The sequence below is a fragment of the Hoyosella rhizosphaerae genome, assembly GCF_014643175.1.
Taxonomy (GTDB): domain Bacteria; phylum Actinomycetota; class Actinomycetes; order Mycobacteriales; family Mycobacteriaceae; genus Lolliginicoccus; species Lolliginicoccus rhizosphaerae.
The window spans coordinates 621000-641985 of sequence record NZ_BMJH01000001.1; the positions used below are offsets into that span (position 1 = coordinate 621000).

At 59.2% G+C, this 20986-nt stretch carries 22 protein-coding genes; 4 read left to right on the top strand and 18 right to left on the bottom strand.

Translation table 11 applies throughout. The features are described 5' to 3' along the window. The 6 genes from pgsC to soxR all read right to left on the bottom strand — a co-directional run bounded on the left by pgsC (position 1) and on the right by soxR (position 5423). Positions 1 to 1014: a poly-gamma-glutamate biosynthesis protein PgsC gene (gene pgsC / locus IEW73_RS02885; RefSeq protein ID WP_188670498.1), complete on the bottom strand. Its 1014-nt coding sequence runs from the start codon at positions 1012 to 1014 to the stop codon at positions 1 to 3. Continuing rightward, a complete protein-coding gene (gene pgsB / locus IEW73_RS02890) occupies positions 1011 to 2330 on the bottom strand; it encodes a poly-gamma-glutamate synthase PgsB (RefSeq protein WP_188670499.1) in 1320 nt (439 codons plus the stop codon). Before pgsB ends, pgsC begins: the two co-directional genes overlap by 4 nt. Beyond that, complete coding sequence (locus IEW73_RS02895; RefSeq protein WP_188670501.1) at positions 2327 to 3178, bottom strand: diguanylate cyclase domain-containing protein; 852 nt, start codon at positions 3176 to 3178, stop codon at positions 2327 to 2329. The genes pgsB and IEW73_RS02895 overlap by 4 nt, the downstream gene beginning before the upstream one ends. 6 nt (positions 3179 to 3184) lie before the next feature. Further along, positions 3185 to 3505: a hypothetical protein gene (locus IEW73_RS02900; RefSeq protein WP_188670503.1), complete on the bottom strand. Its 321-nt coding sequence runs from the start codon at positions 3503 to 3505 to the stop codon at positions 3185 to 3187. A 545-nt stretch (positions 3506 to 4050) separates the two neighbouring features. After that, on the bottom strand, positions 4051 to 4845 hold the full coding sequence (locus IEW73_RS02905; protein WP_188670505.1) for a MerR family transcriptional regulator: 795 nt from the start codon (positions 4843 to 4845) through the stop codon (positions 4051 to 4053). A gap of 92 nt (positions 4846 to 4937) precedes the next feature. Next, positions 4938 to 5423, bottom strand: a complete 486-nt coding sequence (gene soxR / locus IEW73_RS02910; RefSeq protein WP_188672790.1) for a redox-sensitive transcriptional activator SoxR — start codon at positions 5421 to 5423, stop codon at positions 4938 to 4940. 93 nt (positions 5424 to 5516) lie between these two features. Here soxR and IEW73_RS02915 point away from each other — a divergent pair, with 93 nt between their 5' ends. Continuing rightward, the gene (locus tag IEW73_RS02915; RefSeq protein ID WP_188670507.1) at positions 5517 to 5939 is read left to right on the top strand and encodes a DoxX family protein; all 423 of its coding nucleotides are present in this window, start codon (positions 5517 to 5519) and stop codon (positions 5937 to 5939) included. 4 nt (positions 5940 to 5943) lie between these two features. On the opposite strand, the gene IEW73_RS02920 is transcribed toward IEW73_RS02915, so the two are convergent. From IEW73_RS02920 to IEW73_RS02940, 5 genes are all read right to left on the bottom strand, one after another. Further along, complete coding sequence (locus tag IEW73_RS02920; RefSeq protein ID WP_188670509.1) at positions 5944 to 8310, bottom strand: ATP-binding cassette domain-containing protein; 2367 nt, start codon at positions 8308 to 8310, stop codon at positions 5944 to 5946. A 35-nt stretch (positions 8311 to 8345) separates the two neighbouring features. Then, positions 8346 to 8756: a VOC family protein gene (locus IEW73_RS02925; protein WP_188670511.1), complete on the bottom strand. Its 411-nt coding sequence runs from the start codon at positions 8754 to 8756 to the stop codon at positions 8346 to 8348. A 9-nt stretch (positions 8757 to 8765) separates the two neighbouring features. Continuing rightward, positions 8766 to 9209 (bottom strand): helix-turn-helix transcriptional regulator, encoded by a 444-nt coding sequence (locus IEW73_RS02930; RefSeq protein WP_229675695.1) that lies wholly within the window; start codon positions 9207 to 9209, stop codon positions 8766 to 8768. A 4-nt stretch (positions 9210 to 9213) separates the two neighbouring features. After that, positions 9214 to 10311: a class I SAM-dependent methyltransferase gene (locus IEW73_RS02935; protein WP_188670515.1), complete on the bottom strand. Its 1098-nt coding sequence runs from the start codon at positions 10309 to 10311 to the stop codon at positions 9214 to 9216. A 128-nt stretch (positions 10312 to 10439) separates the two neighbouring features. Further along, positions 10440 to 11744: a condensation domain-containing protein gene (locus tag IEW73_RS02940; protein ID WP_188670517.1), complete on the bottom strand. Its 1305-nt coding sequence runs from the start codon at positions 11742 to 11744 to the stop codon at positions 10440 to 10442. 200 nt (positions 11745 to 11944) lie between these two features. Between IEW73_RS02940 and IEW73_RS02945 the strand changes: the two genes are divergently transcribed. Further along, complete coding sequence (locus tag IEW73_RS02945; RefSeq protein WP_188670519.1) at positions 11945 to 12235, top strand: hypothetical protein; 291 nt, start codon at positions 11945 to 11947, stop codon at positions 12233 to 12235. Positions 12236 to 12489: 254 nt separating this feature from the next. Here IEW73_RS02945 and IEW73_RS02950 read toward each other — a convergent pair whose 3' ends face one another. From IEW73_RS02950 to IEW73_RS02970, 5 genes are all read right to left on the bottom strand, one after another. Further along, complete coding sequence (locus tag IEW73_RS02950) at positions 12490 to 13170, bottom strand: CE1759 family FMN reductase (RefSeq protein WP_188670521.1); 681 nt, start codon at positions 13168 to 13170, stop codon at positions 12490 to 12492. Continuing rightward, positions 13163 to 13606: a MarR family winged helix-turn-helix transcriptional regulator gene (locus IEW73_RS02955; RefSeq protein WP_188670523.1), complete on the bottom strand. Its 444-nt coding sequence runs from the start codon at positions 13604 to 13606 to the stop codon at positions 13163 to 13165. Before IEW73_RS02955 ends, IEW73_RS02950 begins: the two co-directional genes overlap by 8 nt. Positions 13607 to 13609: 3 nt before the next feature. Beyond that, positions 13610 to 14773: an LLM class flavin-dependent oxidoreductase gene (locus tag IEW73_RS02960; RefSeq protein WP_188670525.1), complete on the bottom strand. Its 1164-nt coding sequence runs from the start codon at positions 14771 to 14773 to the stop codon at positions 13610 to 13612. Between the two features lie 214 nt (positions 14774 to 14987). Next, positions 14988 to 15578: a helix-turn-helix transcriptional regulator gene (locus IEW73_RS02965; RefSeq protein WP_188670527.1), complete on the bottom strand. Its 591-nt coding sequence runs from the start codon at positions 15576 to 15578 to the stop codon at positions 14988 to 14990. A gap of 151 nt (positions 15579 to 15729) precedes the next feature. After that, positions 15730 to 16398: a TetR/AcrR family transcriptional regulator gene (locus IEW73_RS02970; protein ID WP_188670529.1), complete on the bottom strand. Its 669-nt coding sequence runs from the start codon at positions 16396 to 16398 to the stop codon at positions 15730 to 15732. 39 nt (positions 16399 to 16437) lie between these two features. Here IEW73_RS02970 and IEW73_RS02975 point away from each other — a divergent pair, with 39 nt between their 5' ends. Continuing rightward, complete coding sequence (locus IEW73_RS02975) at positions 16438 to 17595, top strand: DUF2306 domain-containing protein (protein ID WP_188670531.1); 1158 nt, start codon at positions 16438 to 16440, stop codon at positions 17593 to 17595. A 49-nt stretch (positions 17596 to 17644) separates the two neighbouring features. Here the strand turns inward: IEW73_RS02975 and IEW73_RS02980 are convergent, their stop codons facing one another. Next, a complete protein-coding gene (locus tag IEW73_RS02980; RefSeq protein WP_188670533.1) occupies positions 17645 to 18292 on the bottom strand; it encodes a class F sortase in 648 nt (215 codons plus the stop codon). 37 nt (positions 18293 to 18329) lie between these two features. Beyond that, positions 18330 to 19142 carry a hypothetical protein gene (locus IEW73_RS02985; RefSeq protein WP_188670535.1) on the bottom strand — a complete coding sequence of 271 codons (813 nt, stop codon included), beginning with the start codon at positions 19140 to 19142 and terminating at the stop codon, positions 18330 to 18332. Between the two features lie 505 nt (positions 19143 to 19647). On the opposite strand from IEW73_RS02985, the gene IEW73_RS02990 reads away from it, so the two are divergent. After that, positions 19648 to 20859, top strand: a complete 1212-nt coding sequence (locus IEW73_RS02990; protein ID WP_188670536.1) for a bifunctional alpha/beta hydrolase/OsmC family protein — start codon at positions 19648 to 19650, stop codon at positions 20857 to 20859. Positions 20860 to 20986: the final 127 nt, after the last annotated feature.

Genomic DNA, 20986 nt, shown 5'->3' on the forward strand with positions numbered 1-20986 from the left:
TCACATCAGTCCTGCGTAGCCAAGTCCAGCCCCGACCGCCGCCATTACTAGCACCGTCGAAGCTGCCGTGATCGATGTGCCAACAGCTGTCTTGCGCCAACCTTGTCGTTCAGCATCATTCGCCACCAAAGCGGGCACCATCAGGGTTGCCACCGTCATTCCTCGCCACGGGATGTACTCGGCGTTTGTGAGGACAATCAGGAAAATCTCCACTGTCCACCCGACAAGCGCAGCGACAAGAAGCATCGAGGCCAATTTTCGGCGGCCAAAGATCAGTAACCGCGGCATTAGTACTTTCGTCACGATCAGCCAGGTGATCAGGGCGACCGCAACTGTGAATGCAAGATCGGCCCAACGCGGGCTAATCAGGGCTACGTAGGCGCCCGTAATAAACCCGCCTGAGCGTACGCCGAGTTTTCCGTACACCGCCATGCCAATTAGGACACTTACGGCAACCGCGCCAAAGAGCAATTCGCGGGGAAATCCGGTGACGGAGCCAATCTCCCTCACAAGGCTGAGGTCATCGCCCGGCGACAAAGACAACACCGAGTTGAAAGCAACAAGGAATAAAGCCAGCGCGACGCTCACGATGGTGACAGCGATCAGCGTTTTCCGAACACCCTGCCGTGCGATGTCATGGGCCACAATTCCCGGGAGCAGGAAACCAATCCCTCCGAGGGTAGCGAGCCATGGATCGACATCACCGAAGACGGACGCGAAGGTGGTAAAAAGGGCGCCAAAAGCGAGGCCCACTAGCACTTCGATTTCAAATTTTCTGCGACCGTACAGGATGAATCGTTTTGCGATCAGAATCGTGACGACGAAGTACGTCAGGATTCCGCCGACGAGAGTCATCATCACAGAGAGTGGGGTGAACATGCTGATCGCGAGGTACCCAGGGACGATGGCGCCACCTGTTGTGAGGTGGGTGCGTTCGTACATCAGCACACTAAGAATCACGCCCAGAACTACTGCTACCCGTACGATTTCGGGGGCGAATGCGTAGCTAATCACTGATCGCCACCTCCACGACGACGTATCTTGAGCGAGCCCAAGATGTCTGCCATCGCGAATCGACGCTGGACCGCTAGGTCGAGGTCGGCATCGTGGCTTCCTAGTTCCGCATCAAGATGTGCGAAGTGTTCCATCAATTGCTCGGCTTGATCTGTGTGGATGTTGACCATACCGACGAGCACGCCGAAATCACCGTCGATGGATTGAGCAACGGTATCGAGGAGGTTTTCGATCGTTGCGTTCGATGATTCGCCAAGGTTGCGGATGCGGTCCGCGCTGAACCCCTCGCGCACCATCGTTGCGGTCACCGACTTTTCATAGGCTCCGAGAGTAATGACAGTATCGAGGTAGTCCGAAAGGTCGTTTGGCACCATGTGGGCGAATAGTTCAGCGCGGCGCCCTCGGTCGTTGCGGTTATTCAGCAGGGCGATCGTCGAGGCCTTCGCAGGAATGCGGCCCTTCAACAACTTCATGTTTGCGATGACACTTTCCCGGTCATTGGCTGCAAACATTGGCACCCATAGCACTGTCTTGTCGCGGATCTCGTACTCCCGCAGCCGGATCACACCGATGTCGGGCGCACTGTTCCACATGCCTCGGATGGCGACATGACGGGGAATCCCTGCGAGTTTCGCGATCTCTAACCCGATAGCCACGTTTTCGCGGTGCTGGATGTAGTCGAAGCCCTCCATATCGCGGTCGTCCACCTGCGACGAATCGGCATAGATGAGCTCGGTGTTTCGGCGCTTTGCGGCAGCGGCGAGACGGTTGCGCAGGTGGGGTCGGTCCTCTGCCGTGATCAGATACCCATTGAGCGGCACTGTGTTTGCCAGTGAATCGGCGATTTCCTCGAGCGTTTCGCCCATTTCTTCTTGATGATCCTCGCGAACATTCGTGATTATTGAGATGTTGGACTTCACGATCATGTCCTGCGAGTACTTTTGATAAAGGGGTCGAACAGCCATGCACTCGATCACCATCGCGTCAATGTCAGGCGTGACAACTTGCGACACAAACTCGATTTGCTCGTTGATTGTGGCTGCGCCGTATCGGTGAATTGGCGCTTCAGAACCGTCCCGAAAGATGGTTTTGGCGGCGCTGCCAGTGGTCTTTGCCACTGTGGTGATACCTGACTCGCGGAGCACACCAGCGACAAGACGTGTAACTGATGACTTTCCCCGGATCCCGTTCACATGAACGATGAGGTTCAAGTTCTCAAGGCGCTTGCCGTGCCGGGTCACTGTGAAGTGCCAATACCCCAGTAAGAGCGTCGCCATCACTGTCAGAAGCGCGACGCTTTCGATCGCCCTAATCATCGGCTAGCTCCCGTGGCTAGCGCAGTTCGTGCCGCGATTCGGGCACTTTCTACGAACTCAGCGGCGGTGGATGCGTCGTTCATCGTACTCAATCCCACTCCCACGCTTAGAAAGTCGGAGACCGACCTGCGTTCGCGGGCTTCTGAGAGCGTCACTGTTGCGTGGATGAGCGAATCCGCGAGCCGAGCCCCTTGTATCTGTGCATCGGCTGATTCGGTCTCGATCAGCAGGGCTCCGAATTCTTCATCGCTAAATCTAAAAGGAATGTCGGTGGTCTCAGCGATGTTCGACAGCATGCGCGCCAATTCCCGCTCTGCACGCACGAACTGCGCTTCGTCGGCTGCATTGACTTCCCGCAAACGTGCAACTGCCAACACGAGAACCGCCAGCGGACGGCGGTGTCGCTGGGCACGCTCAAATTCGTCAGCAATTCGTTTGGGCGCCTCGTTTGGCGCCAAAAGCCCAAAACCAGGATCGTATTCATTCTCAACTGATCGGTTGCCGCCTCGATGACTTGTGTGGTGCCGAACGCTCGACGATGCGATGGACACGACCCACACCGAGACAAATGCGCCGAGGGCAAGGCCTGCTGTGTGCGCAAAATCGGCGTGTCCTACTGTCTCTTTGATTACAACGACCGAAGCGGCTGCTGCGAGCCCCGCAATGAGACCCAGGAACTCGTCCACGACGACGGCCAAAACGAGGGTGACAGCGATGACCGCTACGAGCGATGTCCGTGCAACACTAAGCTCCAATCCTGCCAAATACCCTGTCAGAGCAACGGTTACCACAGCAGCAACCAACCAAGAATGTGAAGGCGACCAGCCGATGAAGGATTTGCGTCTCATGATCGATTATTTCTTCTCGCCGTAGACGATTACTTTGGGTGCTGATTCCGCGTAAGAGTTGAGATAGGTGATAGTGATGTCCCCGTCGGCATCACGCACAACCGAGACCGTCGCGCCCTTTACCGCCACGCGGCCAGCTGAAATTCCAAAGGACAGGTTGCACGGATGCGCCCCGGCCGGAACGAGGGCCCGGTCGATTCTTTCGACTAATTTTACGATTCCCTCAGTCGACCGAGGTTTCTCAACTATGAGAACCGGATCTGCGCGCTTGATCTGATCGACATCAGAGTCATGCGCGAGTAGCGCTCGGTCGACGGTAATCGTCATTATTGGTCTCTCCCCGTCCAGGCAATGCGATTAGGCAGACAAAGCATCGTCGCACGCGTAAGCAATGTTTCAATTGGGCATATCGATCCATTTAATCCGGGCGTTACAGTTGTACCTGGAACGATTTGTTAATAGCGAGAAGCGAGTTGCTTTCGTTAGGGAATTACCATAATGTAGACGCCCGACATTCTGGACTTACCGCCCAAACACCCCCAGTAGTCAGCGCCAATCTGATCGGATCAGCGTGACGATTCCGCAGTACACCCGCAGTAATAGCCACTAGCAAACTAGATTCCACGATATGTTACGCATCTATGCGAATGATTCACCCAAGCTTGGCTAGGCCTTTTCAATTCGCCATTCGTGCCCCTAGAATTAGGGGGTCCTAGTCGGTGCACACCTGTACACCGTTTGGTTTGCCCGATGCTCACACCACTAATCTGTTGTGCACATCGAGATTGCTTCAATATGCGCCACGATTGTTATATGAATCACAATGTTTAATGAACTCAATTAAAGTTTTCCAACAATGAATATAGGCGAATCTACTTCTTTGAGCCCCTCACGTCGCACCCATCAACACCATCAGGCAGGTGCTCATCCGCCCAGATTATGAGGGCATCGCGGACGAAGACCGCCCCACCATCACCAGGTGTCGCCTCGTAGTTCGCTGCGAACCGCGAATCCGCCACGTACATCTCAGCCAGCGACAGAAGATGTTGCCGAACGGGCGCTTTGCCTTGGTAGGCGCTGGTGAGCCAGCGGTAGTGGCGTTCAGCCAAAGCTTGAGCCCTCTCGCCGTCCGGGGCGCACTTGTCCGCGTGGGCGTCTTGCCAGTCCTGATTAAGACTGGCGACTTCCGCCATGAAGTCAGCTTTGTCTTGCTTGCTTAGACTGCGCCACCAACGGTCGCCGTCTGCGTAGGCTTTTGTGCCCCAACGCTGCTCCACTTCATCCTTGTACTGTGTGTGGTCAAAACCGTCGAACATTGTGTCAGCCATGATGCTTTCGCCTCTTTCTTGTGCATGAATCGTGCGCCGCACTGCGCGTACCTGCCGCGCGAGCCGGTCTTGCTCCGCCTCGAGCCACACCAGGTGGTGACGCAGTGCGGCCACATCGTCTTTTTGCCCAGCGAGGACGTCGGCGATGGAAGACAACCCGAGTCCCAGCGCACGGAGCATGACTATGCGCTGGAGGACCCTGAGTGCTTGCTCGTCGTAGAAGCGCGTGCCTCCGACCCCTGTGCGACTGGGTGTGAGTAGCCCAATGTGGTCGTAGTGCCGCAATGTTCGCGTGGTGACTCCGCAGAGCCGCGCAACCTCGTGGATAGACCAGTCCATCGTGTGTCCTTCCGTGCAGTTCCCAAACTTTTCCGGGCACATAAAGAACCGTATAAGTTGACGCTACGTCAACCGCAAGGTGAAATCGCCAGCTAAGAATCGTTGGTAGCTGCGAATCGACGTGGGCCTGGGCCAAACCGCGACAGTTTGTCCTCTGGGTTGGCGAGCTGACACCGGTCGAGTGAGAGGCACCCGCATCCGATGCAGTCGGTGAAGGAGTCTCGTAGTTGTTGCAGGAGCCGGATGCGGTCGTCGAGTTGCTGTTGCCAGCAGGCCGACAGGTAGGCCCAGTCTTCGCGGGTGGGTGTGCGCCCATCGGGCAGGTGCGACAAGGCTTCTTTGACGTCTGTCAGTGGTATTCCGACGCGTTGCGCTACTTGTATCAGCGCTACCCGCCGGATGGTGTCACGCCGGTACCTGCGCTGGTTGCCGCTGGTGCGCCTGCTGGTGATGAGTCCTTTTCGTTCGTAGAAGTGCAGCGCAGACACGGCGACACCGCTGCGTTGGGAAATCTCGCCGACGGTGAGTTCCTTGTGTTTCCACTGCTCGTCCTGGGGTTTTCTCCCGGCTTCGTTCATCGCTGTGTGACCTCCATCACTCTTCATTGACCTCAACTTTAGTTCAGGTTTTAGCGTCGGAGGTGATCAATCAACCCGAAAAGGAACAACATCATGAGCCAGCAAACTCTCGCACCTGAAACACACTCCAGCACGCACCCAGTCCGCACAGGCGCCAGATGGGTACTGCAGATCCTGCTCGCCGCTCTATTCATCTTCTCCGGCGTCGTGAAACTCATCGGCGACCCAGAGCAAGTTGAAGGGTTCGAAGAACTCGGATGGGGACAGTGGTTCCGGTACTTCATCGGCGCCTTGGAACTCGCCGGTGGTATCGGTCTGCTGATACCTGTTCTCGCCGCCCTCGCCGCGCTGGGACTCGCAGCCATCATGGTCGGCGCAATCTTCGTGCATCTCGCGGACGAGGCACATGCCTACTTCGCCGTGGTACCGCTTGCATGCGCGCTTCTGTTAGCTGTCGTGGCGTGGGCGACTCGCCACCGGGCACCGCGCTCCGTCCAGCGGTACCTCCCCAGGTAAACCATCACGCGCCGACGTAATCCGCGAGGTGCTTCGCCGTCAGACCTGAACGCCCAGCAACCAGGTCTGACGGCGTTCCCTCGAACACGATGCGGCCGCCGTCATACCCGGCGCCCGGACCGAGATCGATGATCCAGTCCGCGTGGGCCATCACCGCCAAATGATGCTCAATGACAATCACGGACTTGCCGGAGTCGACGAGGTGGTCGAGCAGTCCTAAGAGTTGCTCGACGTCTGCGAGGTGCAGACCCGTTGTCGGCTCGTCAAGAACATAAATACCGCCCTTGTCGCCCATGTGGGTAGCGAGTTTCAGCCTCTGTCGTTCACCGCCGGAGAGCGTCGTGAGTGGTTGGCCGAGTGTCAAATACCCGAGCCCCACCTGGTCCATCCGTTCGAGGATGCGGTGCGCGGCTGGTGTTCGAGCCTCCCCAGCACTGAAGAACTCCTCACCCTCGGCGACGGACATCGAAAGCACTTCGCTGATGTTTCGCCCCCCGAGCTTGTATTCCAATACCGCAGCCTGGAACCTTTTCCCCTCACATTCCTCACAGGTGGTGGACACTCCGGCCATCATCGCCAGATCTGTGTAGATAACGCCAGCACCATTACAGGCCGGGCAGGCACCTTCAGAGTTTGCGCTGAACAACGCTGGCTTCACGGCATTGGCTTTGGCGAATGCTTTGCGAATCGGCTCAAGCAGTCCGGTGTAAGTGGCGGGGTTGCTGCGCCGCGAACCCTTGATCGCGGTCTGATCGACAGAGATGACGCCCTCGTCGGTGGGTACGGAACCATGAATGAGTGAACTCTTGCCGGAGCCTGCCACTCCTGTGACAACCACCAGTACACCGCGTGGGATGTCTACGTCCACGTCCTTCAGATTGTGAGTGTTCGCACCCCGAATCTTCATCGCCCTAGCGGGTTTCCGGACGTCAGGCTTCAGGGACGCCCGGTATCCCAGGTGACGCCCAGTCAGCGAGCTGCTGGAACGCAACCCATCCACGGTGCCTTCGAACACGACTTCCCCACCGCCACTACCAGCGCCGGGACCGAGGTCCACCACATGATCCGCGATGGCAATCGCTTCGGGCTTGTGCTCCACAACGAGGACGGTGTTGCCCTTGTCCCGCAACTGCAGCAGAAGATTGTTCATCCGGGCGATGTCGTGCGGGTGCAAGCCGATCGTTGGTTCGTCAAAAACATAAGTGACGTCAGTAAGCGAGGAACCAAGATGTCGGATCATCTTGACGCGCTGAGCTTCACCGCCTGAGAGTGTGCCGGACGGACGATCCAGTGAGAGGTAGCCGAGCCCGATCTCGACAAACGAGTCCAGGGTGTGGCGCAGTGACTTCAGCAAGGGCGCCACAGATGGTTCGTTGAGGCCACTGACCCACTCTGCGAGCTCGGTAATCTGCATCGAGCATGCGTCGGCGATGCTCACCCCGTCGATCTTCGAGGATCGTGCCAATTCGCTAAGTCGCGTGCCGTTGCAGTCTGGGCAGGTGGTGAACGTGATCGCCCGGTCCACGAAGGCCCGGATATGCGGCTGCATCGCCTCCCGGTCTTTGGCGAGGAACGACTTCTGAATCCGCGGAATCAACCCCTCGAACGTGACGTTAACCCCGTCGACCTTGATCCTGGTGGGTTCCTTGTACAGCAGGGCGTCGAGTTCCTTCTTCGTGAATTTGCTGATCGGCTTGTCCGGGTCGAAAAACCCGCTGCCGCGGAAAATCCTTCCGTACCAACCGTCCACGCTGTAGTTCGGGATCGTCAGCGCACCCTCACTCAACGACTTGCTCGCGTCGTACAGTGCAGTGAGGTCGAAGTCTGTAACCTTGCCTCGGCCCTCACACCTCGGGCACATCCCCCCGGTAATGCTGAAGGTGCGGCGTTCCTTAATTTTTTGGTCGCCCTTCTCGAGGGTGACAGCACCCGCGCCACTGATCGACGCCACGTTGAACGAAAACGCCTGAGCAGACCCGATATGTGGTTCACCGAGCCTGCTAAAAAGGATGCGCAGCATGGCATTCGCGTCAGTCACAGTACCGACAGTCGAACGGGGATTCGCACCCATTCGCTCCTGATCGACAATGATCGCGGTAGTCAGCCCGTCGAGCACATCAACATCTGGCCTGCCGAGCGTGGGCATGAAACCTTGCACGAAAGTGCTGTAGGTTTCGTTGATCATCCGCTGCGACTCCGCGGCGATGGTACTGAACACCAGTGAGCTCTTGCCCGACCCGGACACCCCAGTGAACACAGTCAGCCGACGCTTCGGGATCTCAATGCTGACATCCTTGAGATTGTTTTCGCGCGCCCCATGCACACGAATCATCTCGTGACTGTCCGCCGGGTGTAGGTCGTTGCTCACCATGTTTCCCCCTTTTTTCGTGATGCTACTGGCAATCTTCAACTGATTTGCTGAATACGAACGGTATTGCCAGCCGGGTCCCGAAAAGCACAATCGCGGGAACCCCACGGTTGATCCGTCGGCTCCTGCATAACCTCAGCACCGGTTTCCTGAACCTTGTCAAAGACCCCATCAACATCGGTGGTGGCCAACATGATGGCAGCGTATGTTCCCTTGGCCATCATTTCGGCGATGGTATTTCGCTCATCCTCTGTGATGCCCGGGTCCGCAGCAGGTGGGGTCAGAACGATGTTCATGTCGGGTCGATCGACTGGACCCAGGGTGATCCAGCGCAGCCCGTTGTACCCAACATCTTTGCGAACCTCGAAACCAAGCGCGTCGCGGTAGAACGCAAGTGAGGCTTCAGGATCGGTATGCGGCAAGAAACTTGAATTAATTGTGATGTCCATGGCTTCACTTTAAGTTTGCCGAGGCGGCCACGCTTCTTGATTCCTGATCGGTCTGCTGACGTTCTTCGCCACACACGTAGGAATGCCGACGGTCTCGTTTGCATACTGACTCTGGTACACGCTGGGCGGCACACCGACCAGTTCTGTGAATCGCGTGCTGAAGGTTCCCAGTGACTGGCACCCGACCGCGAAACACACCTCAGTCACGGTCAGATCACCCTTGCGGAGCAGTGCCATGGCGCGTTCAATACGCCGCGTCATCAAGTAGGAATACGGCGGCTCACCATACGCGAGCCGAAACTGCCGACTCAGGTGCCCGGCCGACATATGCACGTCGCGGGCAAGCGCCTCGACATTAAGCGGCTGGGCGTGCTCGCGGTCGATCCGGTCACGAACACGACGCAGCAGCGTTAAATCACGCAAGCGCTGCTCGGCATCCGTTTGCTTGGGCACCCATTCATCCTGCCACGGGATGCAGAGGGTTAGGAGTGCGCAAAATGTAGAACCGGAAGAAGTCATTCTCCAGCGGCAGTACCTCAATCCCAGCAAACCCAGCCTGCTTCGCATATTGCTCCAGGGTGGCAGGCCGCATCACAGTGCCGGTTGCGGCGGACGGCTGGTGAGACATCCCGTCAGGCAAGCAGCACAGCAGGCTGAATCCGTACAACATTTGTTCCCACTCATCGGCGGGAGCCGTGAAATGTTCGTGCGTCCGCTCATCCATCACCACCACGGTTCCGGTGGGAGCAACCATGTTTCGCATTGCTGACAACACACTGACAGGGTCGGACATATCGTGGATGCACTCAAAAGCACACACCAGGTCATACTCCCCGGCATCGGGAAGCTGGTCGAAAAATGTCACCCGATCCGAGACACCGTATTGTTCCGCGTTTCGCCTCGCTGCGGCGAGTGACGGCTCGTCGATATCAAACCCATGCACCGTCGCGTTCGGGTATCCGCGAGCAATGCCAATACACGACCACCCCAGCCCGCACCCCACATCCGCCACTGCCCCACCCGCGCTCAACGCCGCGTCGACAGCCGGAATCTTCGACAGGTAGTCCGGCACCAGCGGGCCGAGGAAAAGTGGCCGATTCGCTGCCGCCTGGCCTTCCCTCGCATCGTGGCCCAGCGTCGCCCAACTGACTCCACCACCGGCGCGGTAAGCATGCAACAGCTCATCGCTGTGCTTGCCAACGGCAGCGGCGAGTTGGCCAAATGGCGCCACAAAATAGAGCGAATCCTCATCGACGAGCACCGCTTCATGCTCGGGAGGCAGCGTGTATCGGCGTTGATCTTCCGGGGTCGCGGGATCGTCGACTTCGACATACCCGCACACCGCCTGATGCTCAAGCCATTCACGTGCATAACGCGGATGCGTGCCTGTGGTGTCAGCCAGTTCTGCGGGTGTGAGCGACGGACTGTCAGCCAAGGCCCGGTAATAACCAAGCGTCGCACCCAAAAACATCACCTGGGTTTCCATCGCGCCGCGCACCGCGTTAAAGACCCGATCCGCGAGCGCACCTGTCTTATCGGTAGCGCTTGAGGTCATATGTCCAGTGTGATCCTTCGCTAGCCCGACACGCTAGATCCTATTTGCGGCGGGGCATTGCTTTCCCGGTTGTGTTCACATTTGAGCAGTTTTCGGCCACCACAACCGCGAGTATGTGCACACAACTGCTAACTCCTTGCGCCGCCACCGCCGGTGATGGTCTCGACATACAGGTCGGCGAAGCGCTGCACAGCGTCGGTGCTGAGGTACTTCCGGAGGCCGCGGAACGTAACGAACAGTTCCTTGCCCACGCCAGCAAGCCCGACACCAGGGCTCATGACGTCACCAAAGCAAGGCGGGCTAAACCACACCTCCGTGACATCGCCCGCGTCCCCGAAGCTGGGTAAATTCATGCGGCCCACGTTGGACAGGACGGTGGTCTCGACGAACTGGTGCTGCACGAGCGGCAGCATGGTGGCGAGGTTCTTCTTGAGGATGACGGGCAGCCTGTTGCCCCGGTCGAGCACGTCGACGATCCAGCCCGCGGCACCGTTCTCCTTGAGCTTCTTTGTGCGATCACGCACCACCATCGTGGCTTCGGCAAGATCGCGCGGCACAGAGGTGGGAACGACGATGGCGAGGAAGCTGGCGTAGTTGGAGATCACCTCGGTGGACCACTCGGCGGGCCTCATGTTGACCGGCATCATGATGGACACAGAATCGCCGATTTTCTCGCCGTGCTCCTCGTTCCAACGCAGCACGGTCAATGCGTGCGCGGCCAGGGCGACATCGTTGATCGTCGCGCCCTTCGGCTTACTGGCGACGATCCCAGCAGTCTGCTCGGCGGTCAGCGTGACAGCAGCGAAGGTGTAGCCAGGCTTGGATGGGTCGCCACCATCGCTCGCCACCCGGGTTATGCGTTTGCGGTCCAGCGTGTCCTGCGCGAGCTTCTGCGCCCGAGGAATCAGATCACTGAGCGAACGAGCACCCGCGATGGCTCGCAGGTCGCGGGCCTCCTTAATGGGCGGACCACCTGCGATGTCCTCAGCACCCGAGTACGCGCGCGCGACCGAGGTGAGAAAACGCACCGCGCCCATACCGTCGAATCCAGCGTGGTGGAAGTTGAACATCAGGTAGTCGCCGCCGGGATGCCGCACCAGAGCGACATGAAACAACGGGCTCCGCGCGAGATCAGGCGCCCGCGATTGAAGCCTGTCGCGCACCACACCCACCGGCTCATCGGTCACCTCAAGAGCTAAATGATCAGCACTATCGGCAATCTCCCACGTCACGCGGGTCGAGGCTAGCCGTGGCGGAGCGAGCCGAGCGCGCGCGAGCGGATGTGTCGCCACAGCCTGCCGCAGCGCTCCCCGCAACCGCTCCTCATCGAGGCTGCCTAATACCCGCACCTCGAACTGCACCGACATAATGACCTTGGAAGCGAGGTTGATGAAGGCCTCATCAAGGGATGTGACCGTGAGCGTTTGCGTCATGCGTGTCTCCTTGCCTGGGGGCTTCCTGCAAGCGTAGGCAGAAGACGCGACAACCGTGCCGACAATTCCGAAAGCCCGACCGCCCCTACACGTCTAGATTGGGCTGCTGCCCGGTTCCCCACCGATGAACGCCCGCGATCGCATGTTCCGTCGTCACGGGGAGCGCAGGCGTTCTGTTCCTGCTCATCGTCGCTCCGCCTGTGACCGAGCAGTGGCCACTGGCCAAATCCTGGTGGATTGTCCTATCAATTGCTGTGGTGGTGACGCTTCTCGATGACGGTGGTCTCGAACATCGCGATCCAGACTTGGTCAGCGTGGTGCACGCGACGGTGATCGTGCGGCTCGAGCAGATCATCGCAGGCCGGATCACCGTGCGGATCCTGCCCTCAGGACGAGAGTCGGTGTGCACCATCGTCGAGGACTCTCCCCGCGGGGCGGAACGCATCGACGTTCCGGTAGGTGGGGACGCCGGGACGATACGTGTCGGGTGAAGGCACCTCCCGCAGACTGCAGGGTGATCGAGCCGCTCGCGCGCACAACGTGCATGCTTCCCTGTTACGCCGCGAACCGCATGAAAGCCCCGATGCGCAAGATGCTTTTTGGCGTGTCGAACTGCTGTCAGCGCATGTGCAGACAAATGCATGGTCCGACGGGACGTTGGTGATGCATTTTTCTGCACATGGCGAGCGGTGGTCGGCGCTAGCGGGAACCGCTCGCGAGGGCCCAGTCAGCAGCGACCCCAGGATCAGCGCTTGGGAAGGGCCCCGCCGGTAGCGATACGCATCAAATCGGTGTTGAGGTCGATGCTGGTTTCCGCTCCCCCGGCGCTACCGAACTGGTGTTGGTAGTTGCCCCAGGATTCTTCGCGGACTTTCTCGGCGAACCCTGATTCCATCAGCAGGACCAGTTCACGCGCCGCCCGGTCGATGCGTTTGGCGAGGTCGTTGTCGCTCCAATCCTCGGAAGCGGCAAACAGCGACGTTGGCACCGTCATCGTGCGGAGGAAGGCAAACAGCGACCGCATTTGGTCGTCGATGACTAGCGCGTGACGAGCTGTGCCGGCCGTGGCGGCGAGCACGACGGGTTTGGCGATAAGCAGGTCGTTGTCGAGGACGTGGAAGAACGAGGTGAACAGCCCGCTCGGTCCCGCTTTGTAGACGGGTGTAGCCGCGATGATCCCGTCCGCAGTGCCGAGGGCGGCGATCGCTTTGTTCATCTTCGGGCCGTTAAGTTGCGACACCAACGCAGTGGTGATTTCGGTCGCCAGTTCGCGGAGATCAATCACGGTGACGTGCACGTTGCGCCCACGCTGTGTAGCCAGCGCCTCAGCCCGTCCTGCGACCCGGTCAGCTAGCAGTCGCGTGGACGACGGATCGCTTGTGCCGCCGCTGACGACAACAATCTCAAAAGGTTTGTGCTCAGTCATTTCTCGTCCTTGCTGCTAGTTTTGCGCCAATCTCTTTCAGCGTGCGCAGTTCGTCATCAGTCAGTTCTGCGGTAAGCGCTCGCGCGACGCTGACCGCGTGTCGGCCACCGACCCATCGCTGCTCATCCCGGCCAGCGTCGGTCAGCGACAGTCGCACGCCTCTGCCGTCGCGGGGGTCGCGGGTCCGATCCACCAAGCCCCGTTCGACGAGGCGGTCCACCAGTCGCGAGAGCGCGGGCTGGCTGAGGACGACGTAGTCGTTGAGTTCAGCCAGCCTCAGTGGCTCCCGACATTTGGCCAGCGCATACAGCACGTCGTACTCGCGCATGCTCACACCGCGCCACACATCATCGGCGGCGAAACGCTTCACCAATGTGGCGTGGGCGGTGAGGAGTGACTCCCATGCTTCGTTCGCGAGTCGGCTGCGGTTCGACATTGCTCAGGCCCGCTTGCTGTCCTGATACGGCGAGGTTCCGGTCAGGTTGTCGCCGCGGTTGGCGTTCGGGCGCGGTTGCCGCGCGGGTCCGTCGCCGTACTTCTTCTGCACTAGTTCCTGATGCGTGGGGGCTAGCGCGGACTGCGGGTCCCGACGTGCTTCGAGTTCCTTGCGAAGAACTGGTACTACTTCTTCGCCGAGCAGATCGAGTTGGTTCAGCACGGTCTTCAGTGGAAGGCCGGCGTGATCGATCAGCCACAGTTGTCGTTGGTAGTCACCGAAGGTGTCGTGGAAGGTCAAGGTTTTGTCGATGACTTCCTGCGGGCTGCCCACCGACAGTGGTGTCATCTCGGCGAAGTCCTCCATTTTGGGCCCGTTGCCGTAGACGGGGGCTTCGTTGAAGTATGGCCGGAACTCGTTGTAGGCGTCTTGCGAATTTTTGGCGATGTAGGCCTGTCCGCCAAGTCCGACGATGGCCTGCTTCTGGGTGCCGTGGCCGTAGTGTTCGAACCGCTGGCGGTAGAAGTTGATCAGGCGCAGTGAGTGCTCGGAGGGCCAGAAGATGTGGTTGGCGAAGAACCCGTTGCCGTAGTACGCGGCTTGTTCGGCGATTTCGGGTGTGCGGATGGAGCCGTGCCACACGAATGGCGGTACATCGTCAAGTGGTCGGGGCGTCGACGTGAATCCTTGTAGTGGTGCACGGAAGTTGCCTTCCCAGTCGATGATGTCTTCGCGCCACAACCTGTGCAGGAGGTTGTAGTTCTCCAGTGCGAGTTCGAGGCCTTTGCGGATGTCCTGGCCGAACCATGGGTATACGGGTCCGGTGTTGCCGCGTCCGAGCATCAAGTCCATGCGGCCACCGGAGAGGTGTTGGAGCATGGCGTAGTCTTCGGCGATCTTTACTGGGTCGTTGGTGGTGATCAGCGTGGTGGAGGTGGTGACGATCAACCGCTCGGTGAGGGCTGCGATGTGCGCGAGGAGCGTGGTTGGTGAGGAGGAGAAGAACGGCGGATTGTGGTGTTCTCCGATGGCGAATACATCGAGGCCGACTTCTTCGGTTTTTTGGGCGATCTTGACGACCGCGTCGATCCGTTCCGCTTCGCTCGGTGTTGTGCCGGACACGGGGTCGCGGGTGATGTCACTGACCGAGAAGACTCCGAACTGCATTAGTTGCTCCCAACCCTTCGATTCATGCGTTTGCATTCATCTCAACATAGTTGAATCTACAACTATTCCCGCGCGGCTGCAACGCCAACAGAGGACCCCAGCAACCTGACGGGGACACCAAGGAAACGCACGACCGGAGGCCATTGCCGTCGTGTGCACGTTCTAGCACTTAAGCCGGTCCAAAAGTGCTAGAACGTGCACACAACCGGGACTTCTATTCGTCGAGCGGGGTGATGTGCATGCGTTGCCCGGCCGGCCCGAAGATTCCGAGAAACTCAACACCATCAGGGGTGGCGCTACCGAACCAGTGAGGTGTTCGGGTGTCGAACTCGGCGGCCTCCCCGGGGCCAAGGATGTATTCCTGGTCGCCGAGCAGCAGGCGCAGTTGCCCCCGAAGAACGTAGAACCATTCGTGGCCGGGATGGACGCGCAGACGCGGCGCGGGCGCAGCACCAGGATGAGTCGTGACACCCGGAAGGATGTGCTTAAACGCGTGCAGACCGGACGAGCCGTGGCTCAACGGGAGAATGGTCCGCCCGTCTCGGCGCAGTGGCCGGATATGCACACGTGGGTCACCCGTTGCCGGTGCGCCGACGAGGTCGTCGAGCGGGATCGAATAGGTGCGAGAAAGCGGCAAAAGCAACTCGAGTGTTGGTTTGCGCTGACCGGACTCGAGGCGCGAAAGAGTACTGGTGGAGATTCCGGTTTGTGCGGAAACATCAGAAAGCGTCAGTTCACGCTGGGTGCGCGCCGCGCGGAGGCGTCCAGCAACAGCGGTAAGGGTGCTTTCAACGGTCTCGTCCACGTCAACATTTTGCCATACCGGCAATCCAGCTTGCCGGTATTACATAACCAGAATTAGCCGGACCTCCGTTGAGCACCAGCACTCAACGTGAATTTGAATGCGGCAGACATCACCCCTTGCTACATGACGCCGCCGTCACGTGACTGTGCCGTCACCCTTCCCCTGGGGGCTGCTCGAGAGCGTCCACCTCAAGTGTCGCAATGGACTTCAGAGCTGCTATTGAGTCATCGCCAAGTCCTACGAAGAGGTTCTCGAGCAGGGGGCTGAGCACCTTCGTCACACCGCCCGTCCTGCTGATGTACCCACCGAGTTCGAGCATTGTGTAGCCGTGGATCGCCGACCACCACTGGGTCGCTACTCGCACCGCGCTCGCGGGCCGGAATCTGCCCTCGTCGAGCGCGCGCTGAACAGCTTCGACGACAAGACTGAATGTTTCTGCCCGGCCGATCCGAAGGTCATCGGGGTCGCGCCTTCGATAGGAGCCAAGCGACGCCGTGCCGAACATGATGGCGTACAGGTTGCCGTTGGACCGCGCATTGGCAAGGTACGCGCGGGTGAACCCGGCGATGTCAGCCACGGGATCGTTCGTGCGCCCAACGCGGTCCATGGCCTCGGCGAGTCGCGCAAAGGCTTCCTCGACAACTGCTTCAACAAGTGCCGGAAGTGACCCAAAGTGGGTGTAGACAGCCATTGTTGACGTGCCCGCTTCCGCGGCGACGCGCCTGGTGGTCAATGCGGCGGGGCCCTCCTCGGCGAGTAGTCGGGCGGCACTGTCGAGGAGCTTCTGGCGCATGTGACTGCTATCGCCTATTTCTGCCATACCTTCCATTCTCGCATCACGGCTGCTATAACAAGTGTTATGGCTAGTAATGGCAGCAAAAGTAACTTCACAGGCAAAGCATCATGGCTCGCACTCGCAGTCATCTGCTTCGTCTACGCACCGATGGCGATCGAGTACATGTGGTCGTTTTTCGGAATCAGCAGCCCCCAACTGTGGATTAGCGCGTTCTCGCAGATCGTCAGCGAGACCCACGCAACCGGGCCCGGCTCTGTAGAGCTTGAGCAAGCCCATGTCTATACCGAAAACCGCATCGCGCTGCTTATCCACACCATGGCCGGGGGTCTTGCGATCCTTCTGGCCATCGCACAGTTCAGCAATCGACTCCGCGCCCGCCATCTCGCCCTGCATCGGGTCACCGGGCGAATATTCGTCGGCCTCGTGGTGGTCAGCATGATCACAGCGATGATCTATCTCGTGCGCGTTGGCCCCGACGGCTCCTTCGACGGCCCCGCCTTCCACCTGCAATTGTGGTTCCTCGCAATCGGCACGCTTGTCGCCACCATCGCCGCCGTAGTAGCGATTAGGTCGCGAAAACTCTGGATCCACCAAAGCCTGATGGCCTACTCTTTCGCGCTTCTGCTCACCGCGCCACTGCTGCGTGTTCAATACCTCATCTACGGAACAATGGATCCCACCTATTCGCAGGAACTCACCAACACGATGGGCGCAATCGTGCTCGGATTCGCCGTAGTGTCTGGCGCGATCCTGGCGTCCCGGCATTTCAGCACACCAGGACAAGCCTCAATACCAGCCATAGGCCGTGTCGATGTCGTCACCTGGACAGCGGGCGCACTCGGTGTGGGTGCAATCGCAGCCCTACACCAACGATGGATCGGCGACGTCACCATCTTGACCGTTACTCTCATGGTGAGCTTTGCGGTGTTCCTCGGGGTGTTCATACTCGCCGAAAGCATCGCCGGACGCGGTACCGATCAGCGCGCCGTCGCCGACTGGAGAATCCACCGCCGTGCACTCACAATGGCGCCGCCAGTGTTCCTCACGCTATGGCTCGTGTACTCACTACCGTTCACCGCATTCGAAGCGTTCTACGGAGCCGCACTCACCGCCCCAGCCACCGCGCTCACTATCGGGTTCGCATTGACGCTCGCAAAGCGCCGCGCGAACCAGCGGTTGCGTCCCGGCGGAAATGCGCGTCCCGCCGTTGTCCAGGGCTAGCGGGTCCTGCCCTGGCAAAACGGCCACAACAAAAGGCCCTGCCGTCTGGTTAGTTTTCGAGTTGCGCGATGACTAAGTAGTTGTCACCGGTGTCGGTTCCGTCGATAACGTCGCAGTTCGCCAGAATCAGTCGGCCGGGCTTGTGTCGGCGTAGTTCGTGATCGGTGAGAAGCGCGCCTTTTGCCAGTGAGGTGACTTCTTCGACACGGTAGGTAAGAACATTGTCGGCGAGTGCGAGAGCGACTGTGTCGCCTTCCGCGACTTCCCGCAGGTGATAGAACGGCGCAATGCGGTCGGTGTAGTTGTGCCCCACAATGACGACTGTTTCGCGTGTATCGGTGCTTGGCAGACCTGCTTCCGCCCACCGAACGGGGAGTTCGGTGTCGGGGTTGAGTTCTGCGCCGTCGAGGCCGTCGCGGTAGACGGGCTCCGGAAAGACTTCGCTGGCAAAGTACGCGTCGCCGCCGGGCCGTGCGAAGCTGATTTGTCGTGGCTCGCCTTCCACTGCCACCACAGTTTCGGAAGTCGCCTGGGCCGACGGCGCACGGTCCAACACAGGGTTCGCGTGGTTGACCCCGCCACAGCCGACCAGTACGACCACACCGATGGCTAAGGCGGCGACGATTGAACGGAAATGCGTGATGTGCCCTCGCAAAGGTTCCCCCAGAGTGAAGGTGAGCGGGGTCCGAGGCGGCACCCCCATGCGCCCCGAACCCCGCTCACATGTGCAAAAACTATGCGGATGTTCCGCGCTTGCGTGACACGGTGTACACCGCCGCGCCACCTGCGCCGACGATGAGTGCGCCGCCGAGTCCGAGTGCTGCGAGCGAGAACCCTTCAGGTCCTCCCAAGGCTAGCGAGACCGGTGGCAGCATTCCATTGTCGTCGTCCTCATCTGCGCTGGTTGCGGACTTAGCAGCGTCCTTTTTGTCGTCGTCAGACGCATCGCTTGCACCTGACGCGTCATGGCGATCGTCGTCAGTTTCTGCGCCGTCGTCGCCCGTGGACTCATCAGCAGTGTCATTGGCATCATCTGCTTCGTCGGAATCGGTGTCGTCTTCCGATTCCGCTTCGTCTGCACTGTCGTCAGTTTCGTCCTCGTCAGCCCCGTCAGTGTCGTCTTGAGAGTCTTCACCCTCGTCCCCCTCGGCACTGCCGTCGTCGTCTGTGTCTGGGTCAGGAGTTGAAGCCTCGTCGTCGTTTTCCTCGGGGCCTTCGCCTTGCCCGCCGCCTTGCCCGCCGCCTTGCCCGGCTCCGTTGCCTGGCCCTTCGCCAGCGCCAGGACCGCCTTGGCCAGGTGTGGTTCCGGTGTCGGCAGGTGTTCCCTCATTGGCATTGTTTCCACCCGGGTTACCACCGCCTTGGCCTTCTTGACCTTGGCCCGATCCGGCGCCTGCGCCGCCAGCGTTCGCACTGTTGCCACCTGCATTACCTTGACCGGTGGGGTTGGCCGCTGCAATGGTCGGCCCGCCGATGGTGGTCGCCAAGACGATGCATGCTCCAGCAGCTGCGGTACGGACGGCACTCGAAGTTCGGTTCAAGTTCATCGTTGGTCTCCTATGTTTTGTGCGCCAATCGCGGCACACCGGAGTCGGTGCACATTGTGCGCATGTGGTTAATACTTCGCTTACGAGCGCGTGACTGTTACGCGTATAGTCAGTAATTGCGGGTGATTGCCGTCACAATTTTGTCACCCATTGTTTATGCCCCCAAAACTACCGTCATTGAAACGACGTACAACCCGCACATCGAGCATCACAGCAGGTCATGACATGGTCCAGGAAACCGTTGCCCTATAATCAAAGTTAACTTCTACATTAAATGATTCATATACCGGTGCGCCATTTCTGGGCAATTTCGAGCACTTTTACAGTAATAACGAGAATGACACCATACGGCTTCTCGGAATAACGCAACACGCGAACCATTAAATTCTCGTATTTTTTACTTTAGGAAATAATGCGCGCCAGGGATTTCTTCCGGTTACGCCGCAGTCCAACGAAAACATGCACACAATCGACGGTCATCGCCGTGATCGGATAAGTTGCAAGCATGTCAGGTGCGATCACTTTCACTGGTTCAACAGGCTCGCCGCTCGCAGGTCATCTCGACATGCCTGATGGCCCCGTGCAGGCATGGGCCCTTTTCGGGCACTGCTTCACATGCGGCAAGGACATCGTCGCGGCATCCCGTATTGCGCGAGCCTTAACCGAGTTTGGGATCGCAGTGCTGCGGTTCGACTTCACGGGTATCGGCCAGTCAGAGGGCGACTTCTCGCACACCACCTTCACGAGCAAGATCAAAGACTTGGTGGCGGCAGCCGATTTTCTGAGGGAGAACCATGAGGCACCGACAATCCTTATTGGTCACTCCCTCGGTGGTGCTGCTGTCATTGCCGCCCGCAGCGAGATACCGGAAACGAAGGCCGTCGTTACGATCGGTGCACCCGCAGATCCTGTGCACGTCACTCACCTGTTCAGTGACCTACGCGATGTGATTGAAGCTCAGGGGTGCGCAACGGTGTCATTGGCGGGGCGAGATTTCGACATTCGCCGCGAATTCTTGGATGACATTGCCGCTCAACCGCAGCGGGAGAGGATTGAGACGCTCGATGCCGCGTTGCTGATCTTGCATTCCCCTACGGACGAACTTGTGGGTGTCGACAATGCGCGAGACATTTATCTTGCAGCCCGGCACCCCAAATCCTTTGTGTCGCTTGACGGTGCGGACCACCTGCTGACGGACCTCCGAGATGCGGCATACACCGCGAATATTATCGCTGCCTGGTCCGCGAGGTACACGCGTCCCGCCGAGGCGAAGAAGCCCGTCGAAACCGCCCCCGAGGGTACTGTTATTGTCGCCGAAACTGACGGTGGCCTCTATGCGCAACATATTGCTGCGGGTCGTCATATTTTGAGGGCTGATGAACCGCGGCCAGTCGGCGATGACTCCGGACCGTCGCCTTACGATCTGCTTCTTGCCTCGCTTGGCGCATGTACGTCGATGACGTTGCGCATGTACGCGAAGCGCAAACGGTTACCCCTAGATGGTGTGCATGTGGCACTCAAACATAAGCGGGTGCATGCCAAAGACTGCGCCGATGTTGCCGCTAAGTCTGGCTTTGTCGATCAGATCGACCGTGTGATCACAATTTCGGGGGATCTTGATGATCAACAACGCGCCGACCTCATGAAGATCGCCGACCGGTGCCCCGTACACCGGACCCTGCATTCCGAAATACACGTGACGACACGGCAGGCGTGACTGTTCGGTCTCGCATCATCTCAGGCGCGAGACCGACTTGCTTCCCCGGCCGGGCCGTAAGAGAGCCAGTAGGGTCGAATACCGATTGGGCGGTGACCTTATGCCCTAGAGCGGCGCGGCCTCTCAT